This is a genomic window from Curtobacterium sp. BH-2-1-1, assembly GCF_001806325.1.
Taxonomy (GTDB): domain Bacteria; phylum Actinomycetota; class Actinomycetes; order Actinomycetales; family Microbacteriaceae; genus Curtobacterium.
In genome coordinates this window covers 1,177,368-1,202,444 of record NZ_CP017580.1, presented here as the reverse complement: position 1 = coordinate 1,202,444, position 25,077 = coordinate 1,177,368, and the positions used below count along the sequence as shown (strand labels likewise).

The window sequence follows — 25,077 nt, the reverse complement described above, 5'->3', positions numbered from 1 at the left end:
GTCGTCCCGGGTCGACCGCGCCGGTGTCAGGCCGCGGCCGAGACCTTCCCCGACACGTCGGAGAGGGTCCGCAGCTCGTCGGCGCTGAGCTCCAGCTCCGCCGACGCCAGCAGTGCCGGCAGCTGCTCGGTGTTGCGTGCGCTGGCGATCGGCGCGACGACGTCCGGCTGCGCCTGCAGCCACGCGAGGGCGACCGTCGCGACCTCGGTGCCGCGGTCCTGGGCGATCGTGGTGAGCGCGTCGACCACCGCGAGCCCCGCCTCGTTGAAGTAGCCGGAGACCTGGCCCTCGCGGTCCTTGCCGGCGAAGTCCTCCTTCGTGCGGTACTTGCCGGTGAGGAAGCCCGCCGCGAGGGAGAAGTACGGAACGACCCCGAGGTGCTCGGTGGCGGCCAGGGGAGCGATGTCCGACTCGTACGGCTCGCGGGTGACCAGGTTGTAGTGCGGCTGGATCGCGACGGGCAGTGCGAGGTCGTTCTCCCGCGCGATGCGGATCCACTCCGCCGCCCGCTCCTTCGAGTAGTTCGAGATGGCCGTGTACCGGACCAGGCCGTCGCGCACGAGCTGGTCGAACGCGCGCACGGTCTCCTCGAGCGGGGTCGACTCGTCGTCGAAGTGCGCGTAGTACAGGTCGATCCGGTCGGTGCCGAGCCGCTCGAGGCTCGCGCGTGCGGCCGCGGCGACGTTCGCGGCGGAGAGGCCCTGGAACTGCGGGTGCTGGGAGACCTTCGTGGCGATGACGACGTCGTCGCGCTTGCCGGACGTCGCGAGCCACGAGCCGATCACCTGCTCGGACTCGCCGCCGGAGTTCCCGGGCGCCCAGGCGGAGTAGACGTCCGCGGTGTCGACGAAGTCGCCGCCGGCCGCGGTGTAGGCGTCGAGCACCTGGTGGGAGGTCTGCTCGTCGGCCGTCCAACCGAAGACGTTGCCGCCGAGGGCGAGGGGGAACACCGTGAGGTCACTGGTACCGATGCGGGGCATGGGGATCCTTTCGTGGTCGTGTCGAACGAACCCGCCCACGCTATGCCTCGACCCTTGGCGGGCGGTCTCCGGACGTCACGCAGGACGGTGCGCTTGCATGGGGCCATGTCCGCGCTCACCACCGCACTCGCCGACCCGCGTTCGTCCGTCCGCCTCCGCGCCGTCATGGCCGTGGGGACGCACCCGGACCCGGCGGACCTCGACGTGCTGGTGGAGCAGTGCGCCGTCGAGCCGGACTTCTTCGTCCGCGACATGCTCACGTGGGCGCTCATCCGGCTCCCCGCCGACGCGGTCGTCCGTCGGGTGCTGCCCGAGCTCGACCGACCGCTGCCGCAGGCCCGGAGCCAGGCGCTGCACACGCTCTCGAAGATCGGCGACCCCGCGGTCTGGCCGTCGGTGCGGCCCCTGCTGCGGGACTCCGACGTCGGGGTCCTCCGAGCGGCGTGGCGCACCGCTGCCGCACTCGTCCCCGACGCCGAGCGGGACGACCTCGCCCGGACGCTCGCGGAGCACCTCGGTCGTGGCGACCAGGAGACCCGGCTCAGTCTGTCCCGCGCCCTGGTCGCGCTCGGCGAGGACGCCGTGCGACCGGTCCTCGACGACGCCTCGGCGCGCGGTGCGGACGACGTCCGTGCGCACGTGGCCGAGGTCGACCGCCTGCTCCGGGACCCGGACGCCGCAAGCGCCCTCGCCGTCGAGCGCGCCCGCCGCGAGGTCGCGCTCGGCCGCACCCGCTCCGCGAAGGGGTAGCGCGCGCGGCGCTGCGCGCCGCGCGCGGGGCGCGTCGTTTCGTGAGCAGAAACGGTCGGGTCGGCGGGGGCGACCCGACCATTCCTGCGCACGAAACGTGGTGGGCGCGACCCGACGACGGACGGGAGGCGCGGTGCGGGGCCGCCACGCGCAACCAGGCCGTTCCGGGGCGGGTCGGGGAACACCGGGATTCGGGACGCCGAACAGGCCCGATCGGCTTGCGTGAGCGGATCGGAGCGCGCCAAGGTGGTGGCGAAGGGGAGTAGCTCCCAGCGCGTGCATCGACACACTGGCCATCACGACGATCGGCCCGGTGCACGTGGCCCTCGAGGCGAGCGAGACCTTCGGCCGTTCCGCCATGGCCGAAGCCGCTCGAGTGTGTGCAGCGTCATGGCTCGACCACGAGGACCACCATGACCGACACCCTGTCTCCCGCTTCGACGCCCGGCGTCGTGGCGTCCCGGATGGGCGCCAGCGCCTGGGGTCGCATCGCGATCTGCATCGCCATCGCCCTGCCCGCCGTCCTCTTCCGGATCGGCGGGTTCGCGCCGAACCCCGTCGTCGACCTGCTCGTCTTCGGCGGTGCCGTCGTCGCCGCCTCGTTCCTGCTCGCCTGGGCCGCCGAGGCCGCGCAGAAGGACATCGCCGGCGCCCTCGCGATCGCGATCCTCGCCCTGATCGCCGTGCTCCCCGAGTACGCGGTCGACCTGTACTACGCGTTCCGCTCCGGGTACGACCCCTCGTACGAGCAGTTCGCCGCGGCCAACATGACCGGCTCGAACCGGCTGCTGCTCGGGTTCGGGTGGCCTCTCGTCGTGATCATCTCGCTGCTCGTGGCGCGCCGGTTCGTCCGGACCGGGTCGCTCCCCGCCTCGGCCACCCGGGTGCTCGAGCTCGAGCGTTCCTCGCGACTCGACATCGGGTTCCTGGCGCTCCTGGCCCTCGTCGCGTTCCTCATCCCGCTGATGGGCTCGATCCCGATGTGGTTCGGGTTCGTGCTGCTCGCCGCGTTCGTCTGGTACCTCTGGCGGGCGTCGAAGGTCGAGGACGGCGACGACGACGAGGAGGAGATGGTCGGCATGGCGGGCAACATCGCCTCGATGCCGCAGCGTGGGCGTCGCTGGACGATCGTGGCGCTGTTCGTCGTCGCCGCGGCCGTGATCCTGTCCTCGGCGGAGCCGTTCGCGGACGCGCTCGTGCAGTCCGGCAACGCCCTCGGGATCGACAGCTACTTCCTCGTGCAGTGGCTCGCGCCGCTCGCCACCGAGGCGCCGGAGTTCATCGTCGCCGCGCTCTTCGCGCTGCGGGGGATGGGCGGGGCGGCGATCGGCACGCTCATCGCGTCGAAGGTCAACCAGTGGTCGCTGCTCGTCGGGTCGCTGCCGATCGCGCACGTGCTCGGCGGTGGCACCTCGGGCGGGCTGCCGCTCGACGGTCGGCAGGTCGAGGAGTTCATGCTGACCGCGTCGCAGACCGTGCTCGGCGTGGCGATCATCATCGCGCTGCGGTTCCACCGGTGGTCGGCGATCGGGCTCGCGGCGCTCTTCGCGGTGCAGTTCTTCGTGACGGACACGAACGGGCGGTGGGTGCTCAGCATCGTGCACCTCGTGGCGGCGGTCGTGGTGTTCTGGATCAACCGGCGGGAGATCCTGCCGACGGTCACGGCGCCGTTCCGCCGGGCGTCGTCCCCCGTGTTGCGCGGCTGACGCGCGGGCGCGCGGGGCGCCGGCGCGGGGGTGCGCCGAGTGGGCGGGATGTGTCACGCTCGGCGTCGCCGGGCGGCACGTCGTGCCCGCTCGGCGGACGTGAGCGGCGGGTCGTGCCCGGTGGGCGGCGGTGGATTCCGCCCGCTGGGACGGGAGGCGCGGTGCGGGCTGGCACCGCGCCTCCCGTCGATCCGGTGGGTGCGTTTCGGACCTCGTGAGGTCGCGTTTTCTGCCGGATGGCGGGCGTGCGGGCGGCGCTTCGTACGATCTCGGCGGACGTGAGCGGCATGTCGTGCGACCGCGGCGCGGCGCGACGGACGGGCGGGCGTCAGTCGGCGTCGGGGGCGAGCCAGATCGCGGACGCCGCCGCCGCGGGCAGGTCCACGAGGGACTCCGACCCGTCCGACGACCGCCGGGACACCGCGATGACGCCCGCGTAGTCCCGCACCTGCTCCACGCGCAGGTGCGTCCCGAGCCCGACCCCGAGCTCGTCGAAGTACCGCAGTAGCGAGGGGTCGTCGTCGGACACCCGGTCGACGGTGCCGCACGCCCCGGGCTCGATCGCCCCGAGCAGGGTCCCGGGGGAGTCCGGCACGGTGCCGTCCGCGCGGGGGATCGGGTCGCCGTGCGGGTCGTGCGTCGGGTGCCCGAGGTCGGCGTCGACCCGGTCGAGGAAGGTCTCCGACACCGCGTGCTCGAGCGCCTCGGCCTCGGTGTGGACCTCGTCCCACGAGTACCCCAGCCGCTGCACGAGGAACGTCTCGATCAGCCGGTGCCGCCGGACCATCGCCACGGCGACCTGCTGGCCGAGCGGGGTGAGCACGACGCCGTAGTACGGGGTGTGCTCGATGAGGCCGTCGCGGTCGAGCTTCCGGAGGTTGCCCGAGACCGTCGACGCGGACACCTTGAGCGCCGCGGCGATGTCGCGGGTGGCCAGACCCGTCCCGCCGCGCTCACTCGCCTTCCAGACGAGCTTCACGTAGTCCTCCGTCATCGTGGACAGGGAGGGCAAGCGCATGCCCCAATGGTACAAACGGCAGGTGACCGCCGCCGACCCCTCCCGCCGCCGCCGCTGGCCCGTTCCGCCGTCGCTGCTCGTCGGCCTCGCGCCGCTCGTGGTGTTCGCGGCCGTCAGCGCCTGGCGGGCCCGGCCGAGCGACGACTACCCGACCCTCGGGCAGACGGTGGACAGCGTCGTCCGGTCGCTCGTCGTCCCGGAGGGCATCGCCGCCGTCGCACTCTGCCTCGTCGTGACCGGGCTCGGCTGGTGGCGCATCGCGACCGTCGACCCGACGCGCACGCGCCTGCGGTGGACGATGGTGGCGCCGATCCTCATCGTGGTCGTGTGCATCGTGCGGCTGCCGCTCGTGGACTGGTCGGCGCTGCCGGTCCGCTACTTCCTGCTGCTCGCTGTCGGGGTGCTGCTCGTCGGGGTCTTCGAGGAGCTGATGACCCGCGGCGTCCTGCTCGTCGGGCTCCGGCGGCGCCTGCCCGAGTTCGGCGTGTGGATCGCGTCGTGCGCGCTGTTCGGGGTGCTGCACCTGCTCAACGCCCTCGCCGGGGCCGGTCTCGGGGTGACGCTCGTGCAGGTCGTGTTCGCAGCGTCGTTCGGTTCGACGCTCTACGTCGCGCGCCGGTTGACCGGGAACCTGCTCCTGCCGGTGCTGCTGCACGCGTTCTGGGACTTCGGGTCGATCGGCCTCTCGGCGACGACGGACGTGCAGGACCCGTCGAAGCTCGCCGTCGTCGGCGTGATCGGCCTGCTGTCCTTCGCGGTCCTCGCGTTCGGGGTCGTCGCCGGCGGGGTGATCGCGTGGCGGGACGACCGGCCGCGCCGCCTGCGGCGCCGGTGGCGGACCGTGCCGCCCATGGGGGCGTACGCGGTGCTGGGCGACGAGCCGCGCCTCTCCCCACTCGGCACGGCCTGACCGCCGCTGACGCGTCGTCCAGGGACCGGCGAGCGTGGGCCCAGTCCGCCGTGTGGTGACGACGGACGGACGGGAGGCGCGGGGCTGCGAGTGCGCACAGGCTGCGGTCCGGTTCACCTCGGCTTGGTGCACCGTTCCCCGCTCGGCAACCACCCGTCCTTAGCGTTCGGCGCATGCACAGATCAGCACTCCGCGGGGTGACCGTCGCCGCCGTCGCGACCGCCCTCGTCGTCGGCTCGCCCCTCGTTGCCACCGCGGCGGGGTACCCGAGCGACACCGCCAAGCCCGACCTCGTCTCCCTGCTGAGCGGGTACGACCACTACTGGAAGTCGAGCGGGACGAACGACCTGCACGGCACCGTGCTCGATGCCGGGACGCTGGCGGAGAACGACCGGCTGACCTCGTGGATCAACCAGCACGCCACGAAGGCGCAGCAGCTCAAGGCGCTGCAGGACTCCGAGTACCAGAACGCCACGAACACCGCCTACGACCAGTCGATGACGGTGTCGCAGGGGCTCGGTCCGGCACTCGAGAAGATCTACGTCGAGGGTCGGAACGCCGGCAAGCTGCCGCTGACCTCGGCGGTGGTGAACTCCTCGAACGGCACGAGCGGCGCGTACGTCAGCACGGGTGACGCGAAGGCGCACTACAGCTACCCGCGGCCGTACCTGCCGGCGAGCAGCACCGCGACGCTGCCCGCGACCGACGACCAGACCGGCTGCGCCCCGGCGAAGGTGAACGCGTCGTCGCTCGCCGCGAACCGCGCCGGCAAGGCCTGGGCGTCGGCGGACGGGACACTCGACATCACGCGGGTGCCGGTCGCCACGGACACGTCGCACGAGTTCTCGCCGAACGACGTCGTGCTCGACCCCGGGTACGGCACCGCCGGCATCTGCACGGGCGGCTCGTACCCGAGCGGTCACACCACCACGGCGTACCAGGCGGGCATCACCCTCGCCACGCTCGTGCCGGAGCTGGCGCCGGAGCTCCTCGCCCGCGCTTCCGAGGCCGGCAACGACCGCATCGTGCTCGGCGTCCACTACCCGCTCGACATCATGGGCGGGCGCATCGACGGCGAAGCGGCACTCGCGGCCCGCTGGTCGGACACCCAGTACCGCACCGAGGTTCTCGAGCCGGCGCGGAAGGAACTCGTCTCGTACCTCGAGCAGCAGTGCGGCGACACGCTCGCGAACTGCATCGCCCACTCGACGGCGTACTCGGACGACCCGTACGGCGGAGTCGCGATCCCCGGTGGCACCGCCCAGGTCGTCACCGACCGCGCCTCGGCCGCGGCGGTCTACCGCGAGCGGATGACCTACGGCTTCGCGGCGACCGGCACCACCGGGCTCGCCCCCTCGGTGCCGACCGGTGCGTCGAACCTGCTCCTCACCGCGTTCCCGACCCTGACCGACGCGCAGCGCACCGCCGTGCTCGCCCAGACCGAGATCGCGTCGGGCTACCCGCTCGACCAGTCCGGTTCGGCCGCGGGCTCGTGGGAGCGCCTCGACCTCGCCGCCGCCACGAGCGCCACGGTCGCGGTGTCGGCCGACGGCACCGCGAAGGTCCTCTCGACCGGCGGCACCGCACGCGTCGTGACCGGCGTCCTCACGGCGCCGAAGGGCACCTCGGTCGCTGCCGGAGGGTCGCTCGCACTGGCCGGCACCGGGTTCACCCCGGGGGCCTCGGTCCGGGTCGTCCTGCACTCCACCCCGGTCACGGTGGGCACGCTCACCGTCGCGGCGGACGGCACGGTGTCCGGCAGCGTCACCATCCCGGCCGGCACGGCCACGGGAGCGCACACCATCGACGTGGTCGACGCCTCCGGCGCCTCGGCGCTCGTCGCACCGCTCGCGATCACGGTGACCCCGGCCGCTGCCGGTTCGGGCACGGGCACGGGCACCGGTGGCGCGGGAGCCGGGACCGGCGGCACCGGCACCGTCGTCGACCCGGGCACGGGCATCCACCTGCCGGTCGTCTCCGGCTGATCGCGGGCCGGCCGGCGTCCGTCCCGTGCGGCGGCGCCGGCCGCCTTCCCGTTCCCGTCACCCCTGGAGCACCCCCCATGCGCACTCGCACCCTCTGGACCGCGACCGGCATCGCTGCCGCGGTCGTCCTCGCCGGGGCGGTCGCCGTCCCGTTGCTCGGGTCCACCCCGGTCGCCTCGGCACCCGTCCCGTCGGCGTCGGCGACCCGGTCCCACGTCGCCCCGGCCGTCCCGCACGTCGGGGCAGCCGCGCTCGCCGCACTGCCGGAGGCGCAGTACTCGGCGGTCATCGGCGGGCTCATGCCGTTCGACCGGACCATCACCTCGGACACCGTGTTCCAGCTCCGGGCAGACGCACCCCTGTTCGGCGCGGCGCGGACCACACCGGTCGCGCGGTTCGCCGCCACCGACTTCCTCCGGCAGCCCACCACGGTCGTCGGGGTCGAGCGCGACGGGGACTGGGAGCGTGTCCTCACCCCGGCGCGCCAGCAGCTGCCCTCGGCCGCCGGGGGATCGGCGGCGGCGCAGACCTCGGCGTGGGTACCGGTGGCGTCGCTCCGGGAGGTGTCGACCCCGACCTCCCGCGTCGTCATCTCGACGACGGACCAGTCCGTGTCGATCGTCTCGTCGGACGGCGGGGCCCTGCAGCGGTTCCGCGCCGGGGTCGGCACGGCGGACACCCCGACGCCGACCGGGGTCACCGGCTACCTCGAGCAGCGGTACGTCGACCCTGCCCAGGGGACCGGCGACCACCCGATCCAGCTGACCTCGCTGCACTCGAGCGCGGCCGACGAGCCGTACGGTGGGCACGACGGCGGGCTGATCGGGCTGCACTGGAACGCGACGACCTCGGGCGAGGTGTCGCACGGCTGCGTGCGGCTCGACGCCGAGGCGGTGGCGGCGGTGGACGCCCTGCCGCTCGGCACCCTCGTCACGGTCGAGTAGAGCGCCGAGCGGCGGCGATCAGCCGGTGGCGCCGCCGATGATCGCCGGACGCTCGAACGGGTCCGCGGTGACGAACATGACCGCCTGTGCGCGGAACTGGTCGACCCCGGCCGTTGGCAGCCTGACGAAGTCCGTCCACGTCTCGCCCGCGGCGACGAACCGCGAGGCCTGCTGCTCGTCCACGATCACGTGGTCGTCGGGCGTGCCCGAGAGCGCCGTCGCGTCGACGACGACGGTGCGGGCCTCGGTGCACTCGATCGTCCAGTGGACCCAGCCCTTCAGGTGGTCGGCGACCATCGTCGTCGTCGAACAGACGGGTCCCGAGGTCCGGCAACCGAGGCAGACGCGGCGGTGGGCAGTGCAGCGACCGAGAGGCCGAGCGCCATGGTGCCGACCGCGGCGACCGAGAGGATTCGCTTCATCGTGGAACTCCAATCGGATGTTTCAGGAGTTCCGAGTCTGGTGGCGGCGACCCGGTCGAGGAACCAGGTGGCAACGCGTTGCCGCGCCCGATGGGCAGCGGCGATCACGGGGTGGGGATCAGGGCTTGCGGCCGACGGCGAAGACCCGCCGGAACGGGTACACCGTGCCGTGCGCCCCTGCCGGGTACGCCGACCGCAGCGCCGCCGCGTACTCCGCCTCGTACGCCGCGGTCGACGCGCCGGACGGGTCCGCCGCGTCGAGCGCCTGCAGTGCCGGACGGAGCCCGGTCCCGCGCACCCAGTCGAGCACCGGGTCGACGCCCCGCAGGAGCTGGGTGTAGGTGGTCTCCCACGCGCGGGCCTCGAACCCGGCGTCGAGCATGATGCCGAGGTAGCCCGCCGGGTCGAGCACCGGGTCCTCGCGGAGGACACCGGCCAGCGCCGGCGCCCACGGCCCGGAGGCGGCGACGGACCGCATGAGCGCGTGCGACGGCGACCCGAAGTTGCCCGGCACCTGCATCGCGAACCACGACCCGGACGGCATCGCGTCGAGCCACCGCGGCAACAGCGACACGTGCGACGGCACCCACTGGAGCGCCGCGTTCGTCACGACGACGTCGTCCGTGGGGCCGGGTGTCCAGTCCTCGATCGAGCCCAGCTCGAACGACAACCCGGGGCCGGTCGGCGCCGACGCCAGCATCTGCGCCGAGCTGTCGATCCCGACCACCGACGCGGAAGGCCACCGCGCTGCCAACGTGGCGGTGAGGGTCCCGGGGCCGCAGCCGAGGTCGACGACGCGACGTGGCGCCTCGTGGCCCGCACCCGCCGGCCAGGCGATCTGCGCGACGAGGTCGTGGAAGGGCCGCGCGCGGTCGTCCGCGAAGGCGGCGTACCGCGACGGGTCCCAGCGCATCGCTACAGCTCCACCTCGAAGGGTTCGGTGCGGACGAGCTCGTGGACGCCGGAGATGACCTCGCTCGGGCGGAAGGGGTAGCGGTCGATCTCGGCCTGGTCGCTGATGCCGGTCATGACGAGGACGGTGTGGAGTCCTGCCTCGATGCCGGCCTGCACGTCGGTGTCCATCCGGTCGCCGATCATGCCGGTGTTCTCGGAGTGGGCGCCGATCCGGTTCATCGCGGAGCGGAACATCATCGGGTTCGGCTTGCCGACCACGTACGGCTGCTTGCCGGTGGCCTTCTCGATCATCGCGGCGATGGCGCCGGTCGCCGGGAGGACCCCCTCGGCCGACGGGCCCGTCGCGTCGGGGTTCGTGACGATGAAGCGGGCACCGTCGCGGATGAGGCGCACGGCCTTCGTGATCGCCTCGAACGAGTAGTTGCGGGTCTCACCGACGACGACGTAGTCGGGGGCGGTCTCGGTCATGATGAAGCCGGCCTCGTGCAGGGCCGTGGTCATGCCGGCCTCGCCGATGACGAACGCGGAGCCGCCGGGCATCTGGGACTTGCAGAAGTCGGCGGTGGCGAGGGCGCTCGTCCAGATGCGCTCCTCGGGGACGTGGATGCCGGACCAGCGGAGCCGGGCGCTGAGGTCACGCGGGGTGAAGATCGAGTTGTTCGTCAGGACGAGGAACTCCGTGCCCTCGTCGAGCCACTGCTGGATCAGCTCCGGCGCCCCGGGGAGCGCCTGGTTCTCGTGCACGAGCACGCCGTCCATGTCGGTCAGCCAGCACTCGACCTCGTCGCGGGTTGCCATGCCCCTCACCCTAGTGCGCGCCCGTGACGGCCCGGCTCGGCGTCGGCTCGGAGAAGGCCGGGAGGCACGGATCGGCTCTTGCGCGCCGGTCGTGGACCCGAGATGGTCGAGACACCGAACGCCGGTCGGCTTTGCCCTAGGCTTTTCGGGACACGTACTGGAAGAATTTTCGGGACACGTACTGGAAGAAGGAGAACGCCCCGTGCTCGTCGAACCCGGAACCCCGCCCGTCGCACCCCGGCCCGTCACGGCGCCGGAGCAGGCCGAGGCGACTCCGCGACGGCGCCGTGGCCGCCCCAACGTCCTCAGCCGCGAGCAGGTGATCGACGCCGCGACGGCCATCGCGAACGAGGACGGCCTCGACCGGCTGTCCTTCCGCGCGCTCGGCGTCCGGCTCGGCGTCGCACCGATGACCGTGCACCGGACGATCGGCGGCCTCGACGACCTGCACGCCGAGCTCGTCCGCCGCACGGTCGACGAGTTCACCGCGACGTTCGTCTGGCCGGACGAGTGGCACGCGGTCGTCCGGACGTTCGCCACGACCTTCCGCGACCTCATGCTGACCCACCCCCTCGTGCTCGAGTCGCACAGTCGCCGCGGGGCCCTTGTGTCGACGGAGTCCGACGCCGTCGTGGCGAAGGTCGTCGGTGCGCTCCGGTCGGCCGGCCTGCCCGACGCCGAGGCGATGTACGCGTTCTTCGTCGTGTACGACTTCGTGGTCGGGCACACCGGCGTGCAGGTCGGCCGGGGCTCGGCCGCGGCCGGTCGTCCGGAGCGGCACGAGCTCGTGGCGGAGATCCTCGGTTCGCACTCGTACGAGGACCGGTTCGCGCTGGGGCTCGACGTCCTCATCGCGGGGATCGAGTCCCGGATCCGGTGACCGGCGACCCCGCCGTACGCTTGGTGGCGTGACCGCAGTCCCCGAACCGTCCCACGAGCGGACGACGAACGGGGTCGGGCCGCACCCCGAGCCCTGGCCGGACGACCCGCGGCTCGACCCGGAGCTCCTGGCGACCGGGGACACCCGCAACGTCGTCGACGGGTTCCGCTACTGGTCGATGGACGCCATCGTCGCCGAGCTCGACACGCACCGCCACGCGTTCGACGTGGCGATCGAGAACTGGCAGCACGACCTCAACATCGGGTCGATCGTGCGGAGCGCCAACGCGTTCCTCGCCGGCACCGTGCACATCGTCGGGCGCCGTCGGTGGAACAAGCGCGGCGCGATGGTCACCGACCGGTACCAGCACGTCCGGTACCACCCCGACGTCACCGCCTTCCTCGAGGCCATGCGCGACGAGGGCCGCCCGGTGATCGCGATCGACAACACCCCCGGGGCGTCCCGCATCGAGACGACGCCGATCCCGGAACGGTGCGTGTTCCTCTTCGGGCAGGAGGGACCCGGGCTCACCGACGAGGCCGTCGCCGGGGCGGACGGACACCTCGAGATCACGCAGTTCGGGTCGACGCGGAGCATCAACGCCTCGGCGGCCGCGGCGATCGTCATGCACAGCTGGGTCGTCCAGCACGCGGAGATCGACCGCACCAGCGGGGCCGACGGCACCGCGCGCTGAACCCCGCCACCCGTTCGTCGCAGCCGGCGGGGCGGGGGTGAGCCGCGCCTCCCGTCCGCCGGCGCGTCGGCGTCAGCGCGCCGCGGTGGTGCGCCGCGCGACCAACCGGGGCTCGACCAGGACCTCGGTCGCCGCCGGCGTCGGGTCGGCGATCCGCGCGAGGAGCCGCTCGCCGGCGCCACGCCCGATCTCGACACTGCGGTCGTCGATGCTCGTGAGCCCCACGTACCGCGTCGCCGCGAGCGGGGTGTCGTCGTAGCCCATGACCGACACGTCCTCGGGGACGCGCAGCCCACGCTCGGCGAGCTCGGACAGCGCGCCGAGCGCCATCACGTCGTTCGCGGCGAAGACGGCCGTCACCTCGGGGTGCGCGTCGAGGAGTTGCGCCAGAGCGCGCGACCCGGCCTCCTCGGTGGGCTCGCCCGGGAGCACGACCGTCGAGACCTCGGCGCGGCCGTCGACACCGGAGCTGAACCCCGTGCGTCGTTCGTCGGACGCGGCCGACGAGGCGCCGACGAACCCGAGGCGCGTGTGGCCGAGGGCGAGCAGGTGCTCCGCGGCCATCGCCCCGCCCGCGCGGTCGTCGTTCGCCACGGTGTCCGCCCGGGGGATCGCGACGCGGCCGCCGGCGATGACGAGCGGGGTCGAGGCGGGGATCGCGAGGTCGGTGTCGGGCTCGCCGGCGATGACGATCCCCTCGACGCGCATGGACAGGAAGCCCTCGACCGGCGAGGCGTCGAGCCCGGTGTTGAGGAAGCGGTCCGCGACGACGAGTCGGTGGCCCTGGTCCTGCAGCGACTCGCGCAGGCCGGTCAGCAGGTCGACGAACCACTGGTTCCGGAAGTCGTCGAGGACGACGCCGATCGTCCGGGAGCGCGTGCCCGCGAGCGACACCGCCGCCGTGGAGGGGCGGTAGTCGAGCTCCTGGATCGCCTTGAGCACCGCGTCACGCCGCTGCTGGCTCACCCGCGGGGAGCGCTGCAGGACGAGCGACACGAGGGACTTCGAGACCCCGGCGCGCGCGGCGACGTCGTAGATGGTCGCGGGTTTGCCGGCTCCCATGATCTGCATCGACCTCCGTGGCTCTCCCGTCGATGGTAGCGGGGGCGGGGCGGGCGCACGCTCGGGGCCGCGCGCGTCGGCCCGCGCCCCGCTACCCGATCAGGCTCGGGCGCAGGTCGCGCAGCGTCCGCGACCGCGTCTGCCGCGCCGTCACGACGAACGACACCAGGAGCGCCCCGAGCAGCCAGCACGCGAGCACGCCCGCGTCCGACCACGCCGCGCCGAGGTCCCCGCCGTACATCGTCTGCCGGATCGCGTCGACCGAGTACGTCATCGGCAGCGCGAAGTGCAGCGCCGCCAACGGCCCCGGCAGCGTCTGCCACGGGAACGTCCCGCCGGCGGTGACGAGCTGCACGAGCATGAGCACCAGGCCGAGGAATTGCCCCACCGAGCCGAGCAGCACGTTCAGCGCCATGATGATCGCCGCGAACGTCGCCGATGCCAGCACCATGACCCCGATCGTCGCCCCGGCGTGCACGACGTTCAGGTCGAGGGCGAACCGGACTATGAAGAACAGCGCCACCATCTGCACGAGTCCGAGCAGCGCCGGCGTCAGCCATCCGCCGAACACCACTGCGAGGGGCTTCCGCACCGCGGTGATCGCCCGCTTCGAGATCGGCTTGAGGATGAGGAACAGCGCGTACATGCCGATCCAGGCTGCGAGGGAGATGAAGAACGGCGCGAGTCCGGCCCCGTAGTTGTCCGCCGCCGCGACGTTGTCGTCCCCGACCTTGACCGGGTCCGAGATCACCGACGCCTGGTCCTCACGCTGCGAGGCGTTCGACGCCGGGATCTTCGTGCGGCCCTCGTCGAGCTTCGAGGCGAGCTCGGACGAGCCGCTCTGCAGCTTCGTCAGCCCGGACGCCAACGACTTCGCGCCGTCGTCGGCCGAGGCCGCTCCGGACGCCAAGGAAGCCGCACCGGACGACAGCGTGGGCGCGGCCGACGCGAGCTGCGAGGTGCCAGAGGCCACCTGCGACGAGCCCGACGCCAACTGCGCGGCACCGTCCGCGGCGGAGGAGACCCCGCCGGCCAGGGTGGGGGCCGCCGTCGCCAGGGCGGAGGTGCCGGCCGCGACCTGGGCGGACCCGTCGCGCAGCTGGTCGACGCCCTCGAGCGCGGCCTTGGCCTTCGCGAGATCAGCCTTCGTCTTGTCGTCACCGAGCTGCGCCTCGACGGTGGAGGTGATGACCGCCTGCACCTCCGGCGTCAGTTCCACCCCACGGTCCGCGGCGGCCTTCGTGATCGCCGCCGTCACGGTGTCGGGGGAGAGGCCGTTCAGCGCGTCGAGCGCCGGCTCGGTCTGGTCGGCCAGTGCCTTGTTGCCGGCCGCGACCTGCTGTGCGCCCTCGTTCAGCTGCGCGGTCTGCGCGGGCAGCGACGCGGTCTGCTGCTTCGCCGTCTGCAGCCCCGAGGACAGCGTCGCCGCCCCGGAGGCGACCTGCTGGGCGCCCTGGTCGAGCGCAGCGGTCTGCGACGGCAACGCGGCGGTCCCGTCCGCGAGCGTCGCCGCGCCGGAAGCGAGCTTGCCGGTGCCGTCCGCGAGCGTGGCCGCGCCCGACGCAGCGGACTTCGCACCGGAGGCGAGCTGCCCCGCGCCGTCGACCGCGTCGCCCAGGCTGTCGCGCACGTCGGCGAGGCCCACGAGCAGGGTCTTCGCCGCCTGCTTGCCGACCCGCTCGGCGACGGCGGTGCGCATCGTCTTGCCCGCCTGCTCCGCGATGGTCGAGGCGAGGTACGAGTTCGTGTCCGCCGTCGTCATCACGAGCTCGGCACGCTTCGGGTCGTCGGACTGTGCGGAGACGAGGGACTCCGAGAAGTCGTGCGGGATCGTCACGACGAAGTCGTACGTGCCGTTCCGGACGCCGGAGCGCGCGTCGGCCGCGGTCGTCTTCGTCCACTTGAAGTCGGCGCCGTCGATGGCCTCCTTCGTGACGTCCTTGCCGTAGTCGACGTGGTCGCCGTCGAGCGTCGCCCCGGCGTCCTGGTCGACGATGGCGGCGGGGACCTGGTCGAGCTTCGCGTACGGGTCGCGGTTCGCCCAGAGGTAGGCGCCGCCGTACAGCAGCGGCACGACCATGAGCGCGATGAACGCGAGTCGTGCGAGCGGGGTCGCGGTGAGTCGCGCCAGTTCGGCGCGGACGAGCGAGGTGGTGGTCACGCGGTCGCCTCCGTGGGCAGGTGGTCGGTGTCGGACTGGAGGCGCGGGTCGTCTCCGTCAGGTCGGGCCACGTCCTCGGGGTCCTCGGTCTGGATGGTGTCGAGCAGGTGTTCGACGGTCGCGGCTGCGGCCTTGGAGGTCACGAGCACGACGGTCACGCCGCGGCGGGCGACGTCGCGGACGACCGCGAACCACCCCTCCACGGCGCCGCCGTGCCGTTCGGGCGAGGTGATGACGAGCCCGGTCACCCCGTCCCGCAGCAGGGCGAGTTCGACGAGGAGCCGGACCCGCACGTCGGTCGGGACCCGCTGCACGTGCGTGTCGGCGTAGTCCCGCAGCCCGAGCTCGTCGAGCACGGTGTCGACGTGCTCACGGGAGGGCCGCTGTCCGGCGAAGGCGAGCTCCTCGCGCACGATGCGCTTGAGGCTCATCACGGGGAAGGGCTCGGCGATGCCCGGCGTGTCCACGAGGGCGAACGTCCTCCGGACCGCCGCGGCGTCGTCGTGCCCGTCGAGCAGCACGCGACCGGTCTCGGGCCGCATGCGCCCGCCGGCGACGAGCGAGGCGAGCACGGGTGCCTGCTCCGTCTCGACGGCGACGACACCCGGGCGGCCGGGGGCGGCGACGGCGGAGACGACGGGCAGCGCGGCACCGGGCTCGTCGCCGATGCCGACGTGGTCGAGTTCGAGCGTCATGCGCGGTCCTTCTCTGTGGAGACCTTCGTGGTGCTGGTAGTGGAGGGGGTGGCGGCCGGCTCGGAGAGCGAAGCGGTGCGCCAGTCGATGCCGGCCATCCCGAGCGCCGAGAGGACGACCATGCGGCGGCCGTCGTCGTCGGAGGTGCCGGAGCGCGTGGCCTCGTCGAGCACGGCGATGCAGGCGCCCTCGACGAGCCGGCCGAGCGTCGCGGGGTCGACGTCGTCGCGCATGGTGCCGTCGGCGATCCCGAGGGCGCACGCGTCGCGGACCTGGGCGCGCAGGGGTGCGAACACCGCGGCCACCGACTCGCTGAACGGGCTGCGGATCGCGACCCGGGCCATCGACCGGACGTGGGACACCTCGGACCACAGCGTCACCGCGATGGCGGCGAGCCGAGCGGCCGGTGGGAGTGCGCCGAGGTCCGCCGCGGTCGGCATCGCACCGGCGACACGGGCGGCCCCGGCGGTGACAACCTCGCGCACGAGGTCGTCACGGGAGGGGAAGTGTCCGTAGACCGCACGCCGGGAGAGTCCCGCGGCGGACGCGATCGTCTCGAGCGAGACGTCCGGGTCCGCCTGGAGCGCGGTCTTCGCCGCCTCGATCAGGGCAGCCCGGTTCTCCGTCGCGTCCCGGCGGGGAGCGCGTGCGGGCTGGTCAGGAGTGGTCACGCACCCCATCGTAATAACGTGCACACACGTGTGCAAGTTATCAGTTCCGGCACCCCCGACCGGGGGTGGTCCCCCAAAGTGCCGACTGCGCTCCCTGAGAGCAAGCGCATAACTTCACAGCAATTCCATGAAGAACACGGACGGAGCCAGGAGTGCGCCTTTTGAACCGTGCAACACCGAACGACAACCCGACCCCGAACCCCCATCGCATCGCACGCGTCCTGACCGCCGGCATCGCCGCCGCGGCCCTCGCGTGCGGTGGGCTCGCCGTCGGCGGGGCGGCCTCCGCGGCCCCGTCCGGCCTCTCGCCCGCCGAACTGAAGATCGCGCAGCCGCTGCGTGACGCGAAGCCCCAGAAGACGATCGCGGCGTTCGTGCGCACGACCGGCCAGGGCGCCCTCGAGGTCGACGCGAAGGCCAAGGGCGGCGACCTGACGAAGTCGAAGACGCAGTCCTCGGCCGCGAAGCAGCGCGTCAAGGCGATCGGCTCGACCGTCGACGCGGTCCGCGCTGCCGTCAAGCAGTCCGACGCGGACGCCACCGAGCTCTACTCGACCGAGTACACCGTCCCGGGCATCGCCGTCGTCGCCGACGTCGAGGCGCTCCGGAAGGTCGCGGCGCGCTCCGACGTCGCGAGCATCATCCCGCTCACGCCGAAGAAGGTCGTCGAGCCGACGGTCAACAAGGACGCCTCGGCGGCCCCGTCCGGCGTCGACCCGAGCCTCGCGAAGCCGGGAGCGGACGGCGTCAGCCCGAAGAACGCAGCGAGCGACGTGTACACGCGGGCGCTCAACGCGTGGCAGCAGACCGGGCACACCGGCAAGGGCGTCAACGTCGCCGTGCTGGACACCGGCCTCGACTACACCCAGGCGGACTTCGGCGGCCCCGGCACCACGGCCGCCTACGACGCCGCCCTCACCTCGACGAGTGCGCCTGCGCAGGGCTCGTACGACCCGCAGAAGTTCCTCGGCGGGTACGACTTCGCCGGGCCGACCTACAACGCGGACCCGACGGACCCCGACACCTACCAGCCGGTGCCCGCGCCGGACGACAACCCGATCGACGGCAAGGGCGGCGACCACGGCACGCACGTGTCCGGCACGATCGCCGGCTACGGCCTCGACGCCGACAAGCAGACCTTCGACGGCGACTACACCAAGCTCACCACGCAGCAGGTGCAGGACATGTGGATCGGTCCGGGCACCGCGCCCGAAGCCGGCCTCTACGCCCTCAAGGTGTTCGGTGACAACGGCGGCTCGACCGACCTCACCGGCGCCGCACTCGACTGGGTCGGCCAGTCGCTGACCGAGGGCAAGGACATCAACGTCCTCAACCTGTCGCTCGGCTCCGACTACGGCGCGCCGGACGACCCCGACAACGCGAAGATCGACGCGCTCACCGCCCGCGGTGTCCTGCCCGTGATCGCCTCGGGCAACGCCGACGACTTCACCGACATCGGTGGCTCGCCCGGGAACGCCGAGGGTGCCCTGACGGTCGCCGCCAGCGCCACCGGCCAGTCCCTCTACGACGGTGTCCAGGTGACCGCCCCGTCCGCCGTCGCGAAGACCTACCGCGCGCAGTACTCCCAGAACTTCCAGGGCACGCTGCCGGTCGAGGGCGACGTCGTCGTCCCGACCACGAACGTCGACGGCTGCACGCCCTTCACGGGTGCGGAAGCCGCGGCCGTCGCGGGCAAGGTCGTCTGGCTCAAGTGGACCGACGCCGCGCTCGAGTGCGGGTCCGGGGTCCGGTTCAACAACGTCCAGGCTGCCGGCGGCGTCGGCGTGCTCCTCGCGGGCACGATCAACACCTTCAGCTCGGGCATCGCGGGGAACGCCACCATCCCGGGTGCCGAGCTGACCAAGGACAGCGTGACGCGCCTCCTGGCCTCTGCCAAGGCCGGGACCCTGCACGTGAAGTTCGCCGACGAGCTCAAGGGCTTCGAACTCGCCACCGACCCCGAGGCCGTGAACACGCTCGCGTCGTTCACCAGCCGCGGTGTCCACGGTTCGTTCGGTGACATCGTCAAGCCGGACATCGCCGGCCCCGGGGTCAACGTGATCTCCGCGGCCAACGGCACCGGTGACGACCGCATGTCGATGAGCGGCACGTCGATGGCGACGCCGGACGTGGCGGGCATCGCCGCGCTGACGTTCGAGTCGCACCCGACCTGGTCGGCTCCGGACGTCAAGGCCGCGCTCATGAACACGGCCACGCACGACGTCAAGGACGGCTCCGGCACGGCGACCCTGCTGCGCCAAGGCACCGGCCGCGTCGACGCCCTGCAGGCCGTCACCGCCGACACCACCGTGAAGAGCGTGGAGAACGGTCAGCTCGTGACCGCCTCGTTCGGTGTCGTCGAGGTCTCGGGCAAGACCAGCGAGACCCGGTCGCTCCTCATCGAGAACACCGACTCCACGGCCCACACCTACGACGTGGCCTACCAGCCGCAGGTGTCCCAGCCGGGTGTCGCGTTCTCGCTCAGCACGAAGCGCGTCACCGTCGGCCCCGGTCGCGGTGCCGTCGTGGACCTGACGTTCACGGTCGCCGACCCGACGCAGCTCCGCCGCGTCATCGACCCCACCCAGGAGTCGGTGCAGCAGGGCTACCAGCGGGAGTTCGTCACCGCCGCGACCGGTCTCGTGACCTTCACCCCGACCGACAAGACGCTCGACCCGCTGCGCCTCGGCACCTACGTCGCGCCGAAGCCGGTCAGCGCCGTGCGCGGCTCGGGTGTGTCCTTCACCGGGTCCCAGAAGACCGCGAACCTCGCGCTGAGCGGCCGTACGGTCGACCAGGGCGGCCTGACCTCGGGCTACCACGCCGCGGTCGCACCGTTCGTGCTCGGCGGGACGGACGGCGTGGAGTCGTTCCCGACGGGTTCGGCGTCGCAGTCGCTCAAGGCCGCTGACGTCCGTGCCTACGGCGTCAGCTACGACAAGGCGTCGGACACCCTCGCGTTCGGTGTGCAGACGGCCGGTCCCGACGCCAACCCGGGCGCCGTGACCAACGTCGAGGTGTTCATCGACACGAACGGCGACGGCAAGGACGACTACCTCGTCTACGACGCGAAGTCGTCCGTGGTCGACGCGACGCTCGTCACGACGATCGACCTCAACGCGACGTCCGACGACGACGCCGTGGTCGACGCCTTCCCGGTCAACGGCGGTGCCCCCGGCCAGGACGTCAACACGTTCGACAGCGCCGTCAAGGTGCTGCCGGTGACGGCCTCGGCGATCGGTGCCGCGGGCAAGACCATCTCGTACCGGGTGGAGACCGAGTCGGCGTACGCGCCGGGTGCGGCCACCAGCGGGTCCTCGGTGGTCGACGTGACCTCGACGGCGAAGTTCAACCTCGCCAAGCCGACGCTCACGTTCGCGCAGGGTGGCCAGGGCGGCACGCTGTTCGCCGACAAGGGCACGCTCCAGGTCACCCGCGGCGCCGGTGTGGCCAGCGCCCGGATCCTGCTGCTGCACCTCGGCAACGCGGTCGGCAGCCAGGCCCAGAGCGCCGCGGCGACCTGGGTGGCCCCGGCGCTGACGCTCGTCAAGGGCAGTGCGGTCTCCATCAGCGGCAAGCCGACGGTCGGTACGAAGCTCAAGGCGAACCACGGCACGTGGAACGGCTCGGGCGTCACGTACTCGTACCAGTGGCTCCGTGACGGCAAGGCGGTGAAGAGCGCGACGAGCTCGTCCTACAAGCTCGGCACGTCCGACGCCGGCCACACCTTCTCGGTGAAGGTCGTCGCGACGGCGAAGGGCTACCAGGACGGCACGTCGACCTCGAAGTCGACCGCCAAGGTCGCTCGCCGCTAGGCACCGACACCACCACTCGGGCCCCGTCGCACCCCAGCGACGGGGCCCGCAGTGCGTCAAGAGGACATGTAGTTAGACAAACTAGTTATCCGGTGGGAGGGTTGCAGCATGCAGACGCAGACCACCCTGAAGCAGCTCCGGGCCAACCCGATGGAGTGGCGTCGCCGTGGGCTCACCCCGCCCGACGTCATCCAGTCGATGATCGAGGAACGCCTCGCCGAGCCGGGCCACTCGGCCCCGGTGGGCGACCCGTCGTACCAGGACTTCTTCCGCAGCTGAGCGCGCGGGCGCGAACCGCTCGGGACTGGAGGCGCGGTGCCGGCTGGCACCGCGCCTCCAGTCCGTCCCCGGTACCGTCCGTCGGACAGACGGCGGGGCGCCGCGTCGGCCGCGCCAGGCGACCGGCAGGTAGCGTGCCGGTGGCCGTCCGATAGACTCGGGTGGACCACCGGCCCGACTGGTCGTGTGAGGTCCTCCGCCAACGTGAGGAGAACCAGATGCCCGCTGCAGTGATCATCGGAGCCCAGTGGGGCGACGAGGGCAAGGGGAAGGCCACCGACCTCCTCGGGTCCCGCATCGACTACGTCGTGAAGTTCAACGGCGGCAACAACGCCGGGCACACGGTCGTCGTCGGCGGCGAGAAGTACGCCCTGCACCTGCTGCCCTCCGGCATCCTCACGCCGGGCGTCACGCCCGTCATCGGCAACGGCGTGGTCGTCGACCTCGAGGTCCTCTTCCAGGAGCTCGACGCGCTGAAGGCCCGCGGCGTCGACACCTCGAAGCTGCTCGTGTCGGCGAACGCCCACGTCATCACGCACTACCACCGCACGATCGACAAGGTGACCGAGCGGTTCCTCGGCAAGCGCCAGATCGGCACCACCGGTCGCGGCATCGGCCCGACCTACGCCGACAAGATCAACCGCGTCGGGATCCGCATCCAGGACATCTTCGACGAGAACATCCTGCGCCAGAAGGTCGAAGCGGCCCTCGACCAGAAGAACCACCTGCTGGTGAAGGTCTTCAACCGGCGCGCGATCGACGCCGACGAGGTCGTTGAGTCGCTGCTGTCCTTCGCGGACCGCCTGCGTCCGATGGTCGCCGACACCGGGCTCGAGATCCACCGTGCGCTCGAGCGCGGCGAGACCGTCCTGTTCGAGGCCGGCCAGGCCACCATGCTCGACGTCGACCACGGCACCTACCCGTTCGTGACCTCCTCGTCGGCGACGGCGGGTGGCGCGGCGACCGGTTCGGGCATCGGCCCGGGCAAGCTCGAGCGCATCATCGGCATCGTCAAGGCGTACACGACCCGCGTCGGCGCCGGTCCGTTCCCGACCGAGCTGTTCGACGAGTCGGGGGAGTTCCTCCGGGCCAACGGCTTCGAGTTCGGCACCACCACGGGTCGCCCGCGCCGCTGCGGCTGGTACGACGCCCCGATCGCCCGCTACACGGCGCGCGTCAACGGCGTGACGGACTTCGTGCTGACGAAGCTCGACGTCCTCACCGGGCTGTCGACGATCCCCGTCTGCGTGGCGTACGAGGTCGACGGCGTCCGCGTGGACGAGGTCCCCGTCAACCAGTCGGACTTCCACCACGCCAAGCCCGTCTACGAGGAGTTCCCCGGCTGGACCGAGGACATCACTGGTGCCCGCTCGTTCGAGGACCTGCCGAAGAACGCGCAGGACTACGTGCTCGCGGTCGAGGCGATGTCCGGGGCGCGGATCTCCGCGATCGGTGTCGGCCCCGGGCGTGATGCCATCGTCGTGCGGCACGACCTGCTCGGCGACACCGCAGCCTGACGATGCGCGTCCTGTTCGTCTGCAGCGGCAACATCTGCCGTTCGCCGCTCGGCGCACAGGTCCTCACGGCGCGACTCGGCCCGGACGCACCCGCGTTCGTGGTCGAGTCCGCCGGCACCATCGCGCAGGACGGCGCTCCGATGGACGATGCCGCCGCAGCGCAGTCCGTGCGGCTCGGCGGCTCGCCCGACGGTCACCGTGCGCGGTACCTCACCGCGTCGATCGCGGGGTCGGCGGACCTCGTGCTCACCGCCGAGCGCTCGCACCGTGCGGCCGTGGTCTCGCTCGCGCCCCGCACGGCGAAGCGCGCGTTCACGGTCAAGCAGTTCGCCCGGGTGCTCGACGGGCTCGAGCCGGCCGAGCTCGCCGGCGTGTCCACGCCCGAGGAGCTCGTCGAACTCGTCGCCCGGCTGCGGGGGACCGTGCCGCCGCTCGCGGACCCGGCGGACGACGACGTCGACGACCCGTACCGCCGGTCGACGGCGACGCACGAGCGGGTGGCGGACGAGATCGCCGCGGCGCTCGTGGTGGTCGCGGACGCGCTGCGCGCCGTGCGCTGACGCGCGGGCACACTGCGGGTCGGCGCACACTGCGTGCACGCGGTGGCGCGCCGCGCGGCCGCCCGCCGCTCAGCGCCGCGCCAGCACCTGCCGCTCGCGACTCGCGGCGACGCCCGCCACGAGCTGCACCCCCAGCAGCGCCAGCAGCACCACGACCGGCACCGTCCAGCCCCCGGTCGCCGTGTGCAGCAACCCGATCCCGAGCGGTCCGAGCCCCGCGAGCAGGTACCCCGTCCCCTGCGCCATCGTCGACACGTGCGCGGTGTGCCGGGCATCGGGCGACCGCCACACGATGTAGCTCAACGAGAGGCTGATCGCGCCACCCTGCCCGAGCCCGAGCAGCGTCATCCACAGCCACGCCCCGGCGGCCGGAGCCACGAGCAGCCCGACGAACCCCACCGCGCAGAGCACCACCACGACGACGACCGGCACCCACGTCGGTCGCAGTCGCCGCGCGATCGCGGGCCCGGTCACCCCGGTGACGATCCCGGGCAGGCTCGAGTACGCGAGCATCAGACCGGCCTCGTGCGCGGTCACCCCGGCGTCCTGCAGCACCGTCGGTACCCAGGTGAGGAACGCGTACTACGACAGGCTCTGCAACCCCATGAACCCGGTCACCGCGATCGCCACGGGGTCGCGGAACAGGCGGGCGAACGTCGGCTCATCGGCCGCCTCGACCGGAGCGTCGTCCACCGTCCGCGAGCGCCCGGTGTGCCCCGGGTTCCGCAGCGCCCGCGGCAACCAGACGAGGAACGCGACGACCGCCGGCACCGCCAAGAACGCCAGCGCCGGTCGCCACGACCCGAACGCGGCCGCGAGCGGGACGACGGCCGCCGAGGCGATCGCGGCACTGAGGAACAGCGCCGTCGAGTACAGCCCCATCATCAGCCCGACCCGGTGCGCGAAGTCGCTCTTGATCGCCGCGGGCATGAGGACGTTCGCCACCGCGATCGCGGCGCCGGCCAGCACGGTGCCGCCGTAGAGCGCCCAGCCGTGGGGCTCGATCCGCAGCGCGATGCCCACAGCGAGCACGGCCATCGTCAGGCCGAGCAGCCGGTGCAGCCCGATCCGCCGGGTCAGCAGCGGCGTCAGGAACGCGAACGCCCCGAACGCGAACACCGGGATGGTGGTGAGCAGGCTCGCCGCCGACGGCCCGAGGTGCAGGGAGCGTTCGACGGCACCGAGGACCGGACCCACCGACGCCACGCCCATCCGCAGGTTCAGCGCGACGAGCAGGAGTCCGGCACCGACGTACCAGGCGGCCAGGAGTCGCCGGCGGGGTCTCGTGTCGGGCACGGTGGTCATGCTCCGATCCCACCACCCTGCGGGACCGGCCCTGAACACGTATGCTGCCGCTGGATGTCGGTTTCCAGCCACTCCCACGAGCGGATCGTCGACGACCGCACCGAGGCGGCGTACCGCTTCGAGCACGCCGAGACGGTCCCGCCCCACGCGCACCCGCTCGGTCACCTCGTGCACGCAGCGACGGGCGTGCTGTCGCTCATCACCGCCGACGGTGCGTGGATCGCTCCGTCGAACCGGGTCGCGTGGGTGCCGGCCGGTGCCGAGCACCGGCACCGGGCCCACGGGGTGACCGACATGCGGATCGTGTACCTGTCCGCGGAGGCCGCCGCGCGCCTCCCGTCCGGCCCTGCGGTCCTGTCCGTCTCACCGCTCGCACGGGAGGCGCTGCTCGCCCTCACGACACCGGCGCCGCGCTCCGAGACGGCCAGGTCCCACCTCCGTGCGGTCGTCGTCGACGAGGTCGCGTCCGCGCCGGAGCAGCCGCTGCACCTGCCGGAGCCGCGCGACCCCCGGCTGCGCCGGGTGGTGCGACGGGTCGAGCGCGACCTGTCGACCCCGCTGTCGCTCGCCGAGCTCGCGGCCTGGGCGGGGCTCGGGGAACGGACGCTGACCCGGCTGTTCCGGCAGGAGACGGGCACCGGGTACCGGCAGTGGCGCCTGCAGCTCCGGGTGCACCGTGCCCTCGTGCTGCTCGCGGGAGGACACAGCGTCACCGACGTCGCGGCGGCCTGCGGCTGGGCGACGACGAGCCAGTTCATCGAGCAGTTCACGCCGCTGGCCGGGATGACACCGGGGACGTACCGCCGGGCTGCTGGCCGAACGAGCGCCTGACGGTCCTCCAGCGGATTGGCCGGAGAACGAGTACCCCGATCTGTCCCCTGTACCCCGGAAGAGCGACGCCCGACCCCGGAAACCCGGGCTTCGCCGATGGGACGCATTGACGGAACCCGTGAATCGGCGGGCGTCGCTGGCGGGTGGAGGGGTCGGTCTCGTAGCGTTCTCATGTCAGC

At 72.6% G+C, this 25,077-nt stretch carries 23 protein-coding genes; 12 read left to right on the top strand and 11 right to left on the bottom strand.

The genetic code is table 11. The features are described 5' to 3' along the window. Positions 1 to 26: 26 nt before the first annotated feature. Positions 27 to 980, bottom strand: coding sequence for an aldo/keto reductase (locus tag BJK06_RS05555; protein WP_070417050.1), 954 nt, complete (start codon positions 978 to 980; stop codon positions 27 to 29). Positions 981 to 1,085: 105 nt separating this feature from the next. Between BJK06_RS05555 and BJK06_RS05550 the strand changes: the two genes are divergently transcribed. Next, positions 1,086 to 1,730 (top strand): HEAT repeat domain-containing protein, encoded by a 645-nt coding sequence (locus BJK06_RS05550; RefSeq protein ID WP_070417049.1) that lies wholly within the window; start codon positions 1,086 to 1,088, stop codon positions 1,728 to 1,730. Positions 1,731 to 2,143: 413 nt separating this feature from the next. Then, positions 2,144 to 3,436, top strand: a complete 1,293-nt coding sequence (locus BJK06_RS05545) for a sodium:proton exchanger (protein ID WP_258027723.1) — start codon at positions 2,144 to 2,146, stop codon at positions 3,434 to 3,436. 328 nt (positions 3,437 to 3,764) lie between these two features. Here BJK06_RS05545 and BJK06_RS05540 read toward each other — a convergent pair whose 3' ends face one another. Next, positions 3,765 to 4,454, bottom strand: a complete 690-nt coding sequence (locus BJK06_RS05540; protein ID WP_070417048.1) for a metal-dependent transcriptional regulator — start codon at positions 4,452 to 4,454, stop codon at positions 3,765 to 3,767. A gap of 22 nt (positions 4,455 to 4,476) precedes the next feature. Here BJK06_RS05540 and BJK06_RS05535 point away from each other — a divergent pair, with 22 nt between their 5' ends. The 3 genes from BJK06_RS05535 to BJK06_RS05525 all read left to right on the top strand — a co-directional run bounded on the left by BJK06_RS05535 (position 4,477) and on the right by BJK06_RS05525 (position 8,293). Next, the gene (locus BJK06_RS05535; RefSeq protein WP_070417047.1) at positions 4,477 to 5,364 is read left to right on the top strand and encodes a CPBP family intramembrane glutamic endopeptidase; all 888 of its coding nucleotides are present in this window, start codon (positions 4,477 to 4,479) and stop codon (positions 5,362 to 5,364) included. 173 nt (positions 5,365 to 5,537) lie between these two features. Then, on the top strand, positions 5,538 to 7,349 hold the full coding sequence (locus tag BJK06_RS05530; protein WP_156794774.1) for a phosphatase PAP2 family protein: 1,812 nt from the start codon (positions 5,538 to 5,540) through the stop codon (positions 7,347 to 7,349). A 77-nt stretch (positions 7,350 to 7,426) separates the two neighbouring features. Beyond that, positions 7,427 to 8,293 carry a L,D-transpeptidase gene (locus BJK06_RS05525; protein WP_070417045.1) on the top strand — a complete coding sequence of 289 codons (867 nt, stop codon included), beginning with the start codon at positions 7,427 to 7,429 and terminating at the stop codon, positions 8,291 to 8,293. Between the two features lie 18 nt (positions 8,294 to 8,311). Here BJK06_RS05525 and BJK06_RS05520 read toward each other — a convergent pair whose 3' ends face one another. From BJK06_RS05520 to BJK06_RS05510, 3 genes are all read right to left on the bottom strand, one after another. After that, positions 8,312 to 8,590, bottom strand: a complete 279-nt coding sequence (locus BJK06_RS05520; protein WP_070417044.1) for a hypothetical protein — start codon at positions 8,588 to 8,590, stop codon at positions 8,312 to 8,314. Positions 8,591 to 8,833: 243 nt separating this feature from the next. After that, entirely contained in the window at positions 8,834 to 9,628 is a 795-nt protein-coding gene (locus BJK06_RS05515; protein WP_070417043.1) for a methyltransferase domain-containing protein, read from the bottom strand. Between the two features lie 2 nt (positions 9,629 to 9,630). Next, positions 9,631 to 10,428: an HAD-IIA family hydrolase gene (locus BJK06_RS05510; protein WP_070417042.1), complete on the bottom strand. Its 798-nt coding sequence runs from the start codon at positions 10,426 to 10,428 to the stop codon at positions 9,631 to 9,633. A 202-nt stretch (positions 10,429 to 10,630) separates the two neighbouring features. Here BJK06_RS05510 and BJK06_RS05505 point away from each other — a divergent pair, with 202 nt between their 5' ends. Both BJK06_RS05505 and BJK06_RS05500 read left to right on the top strand, forming a co-directional pair. Then, positions 10,631 to 11,308, top strand: coding sequence for a TetR/AcrR family transcriptional regulator C-terminal domain-containing protein (locus tag BJK06_RS05505; RefSeq protein WP_070417041.1), 678 nt, complete (start codon positions 10,631 to 10,633; stop codon positions 11,306 to 11,308). Positions 11,309 to 11,336: 28 nt separating this feature from the next. Beyond that, the gene (locus BJK06_RS05500) at positions 11,337 to 12,002 is read left to right on the top strand and encodes a TrmH family RNA methyltransferase (RefSeq protein ID WP_070417040.1); all 666 of its coding nucleotides are present in this window, start codon (positions 11,337 to 11,339) and stop codon (positions 12,000 to 12,002) included. 72 nt (positions 12,003 to 12,074) lie between these two features. On the opposite strand, the gene BJK06_RS05495 is transcribed toward BJK06_RS05500, so the two are convergent. From BJK06_RS05495 to BJK06_RS05480, 4 genes are all read right to left on the bottom strand, one after another. Further along, positions 12,075 to 13,073, bottom strand: a complete 999-nt coding sequence (locus tag BJK06_RS05495) for a LacI family DNA-binding transcriptional regulator (RefSeq protein ID WP_070417039.1) — start codon at positions 13,071 to 13,073, stop codon at positions 12,075 to 12,077. Positions 13,074 to 13,155: 82 nt separating this feature from the next. Then, positions 13,156 to 15,225: a YhgE/Pip family protein gene (locus BJK06_RS05490; protein WP_070417038.1), complete on the bottom strand. Its 2,070-nt coding sequence runs from the start codon at positions 15,223 to 15,225 to the stop codon at positions 13,156 to 13,158. Continuing rightward, positions 15,222 to 15,920 (bottom strand): hypothetical protein, encoded by a 699-nt coding sequence (locus BJK06_RS05485; protein ID WP_070417037.1) that lies wholly within the window; start codon positions 15,918 to 15,920, stop codon positions 15,222 to 15,224. The genes BJK06_RS05490 and BJK06_RS05485 overlap by 4 nt, the downstream gene beginning before the upstream one ends. Beyond that, positions 15,917 to 16,591 carry a TetR/AcrR family transcriptional regulator gene (locus tag BJK06_RS05480; protein WP_083295408.1) on the bottom strand — a complete coding sequence of 225 codons (675 nt, stop codon included), beginning with the start codon at positions 16,589 to 16,591 and terminating at the stop codon, positions 15,917 to 15,919. Before BJK06_RS05480 ends, BJK06_RS05485 begins: the two co-directional genes overlap by 4 nt. A gap of 161 nt (positions 16,592 to 16,752) precedes the next feature. On the opposite strand from BJK06_RS05480, the gene BJK06_RS05475 reads away from it, so the two are divergent. The 4 genes from BJK06_RS05475 (at position 16,753) to BJK06_RS05465 (ending at position 22,762) form a co-directional block, all read left to right on the top strand. Then, complete coding sequence (locus BJK06_RS05475) at positions 16,753 to 20,406, top strand: S8 family serine peptidase (RefSeq protein WP_070417035.1); 3,654 nt, start codon at positions 16,753 to 16,755, stop codon at positions 20,404 to 20,406. 108 nt (positions 20,407 to 20,514) lie between these two features. Further along, on the top strand, positions 20,515 to 20,685 hold the full coding sequence (locus BJK06_RS18485; protein ID WP_156794772.1) for a hypothetical protein: 171 nt from the start codon (positions 20,515 to 20,517) through the stop codon (positions 20,683 to 20,685). A gap of 218 nt (positions 20,686 to 20,903) precedes the next feature. Then, positions 20,904 to 22,202 carry an adenylosuccinate synthase gene (locus tag BJK06_RS05470; protein WP_070417034.1) on the top strand — a complete coding sequence of 433 codons (1,299 nt, stop codon included), beginning with the start codon at positions 20,904 to 20,906 and terminating at the stop codon, positions 22,200 to 22,202. A 2-nt stretch (positions 22,203 to 22,204) separates the two neighbouring features. Beyond that, positions 22,205 to 22,762, top strand: a complete 558-nt coding sequence (locus tag BJK06_RS05465) for a hypothetical protein (RefSeq protein ID WP_070417033.1) — start codon at positions 22,205 to 22,207, stop codon at positions 22,760 to 22,762. A 69-nt stretch (positions 22,763 to 22,831) separates the two neighbouring features. Here the strand turns inward: BJK06_RS05465 and BJK06_RS19015 are convergent, their stop codons facing one another. Continuing rightward, the gene (locus tag BJK06_RS19015; RefSeq protein ID WP_258027722.1) at positions 22,832 to 23,299 is read right to left on the bottom strand and encodes a hypothetical protein; all 468 of its coding nucleotides are present in this window, start codon (positions 23,297 to 23,299) and stop codon (positions 22,832 to 22,834) included. A gap of 45 nt (positions 23,300 to 23,344) precedes the next feature. Continuing rightward, entirely contained in the window at positions 23,345 to 24,067 is a 723-nt protein-coding gene (locus BJK06_RS19010; protein ID WP_258027721.1) for an MFS transporter, read from the bottom strand. A gap of 54 nt (positions 24,068 to 24,121) precedes the next feature. On the opposite strand from BJK06_RS19010, the gene BJK06_RS05455 reads away from it, so the two are divergent. Then, positions 24,122 to 24,898, top strand: a complete 777-nt coding sequence (locus BJK06_RS05455; protein WP_083295080.1) for a helix-turn-helix transcriptional regulator — start codon at positions 24,122 to 24,124, stop codon at positions 24,896 to 24,898. The last annotated feature ends 179 nt before the right edge of the window (positions 24,899 to 25,077 follow it).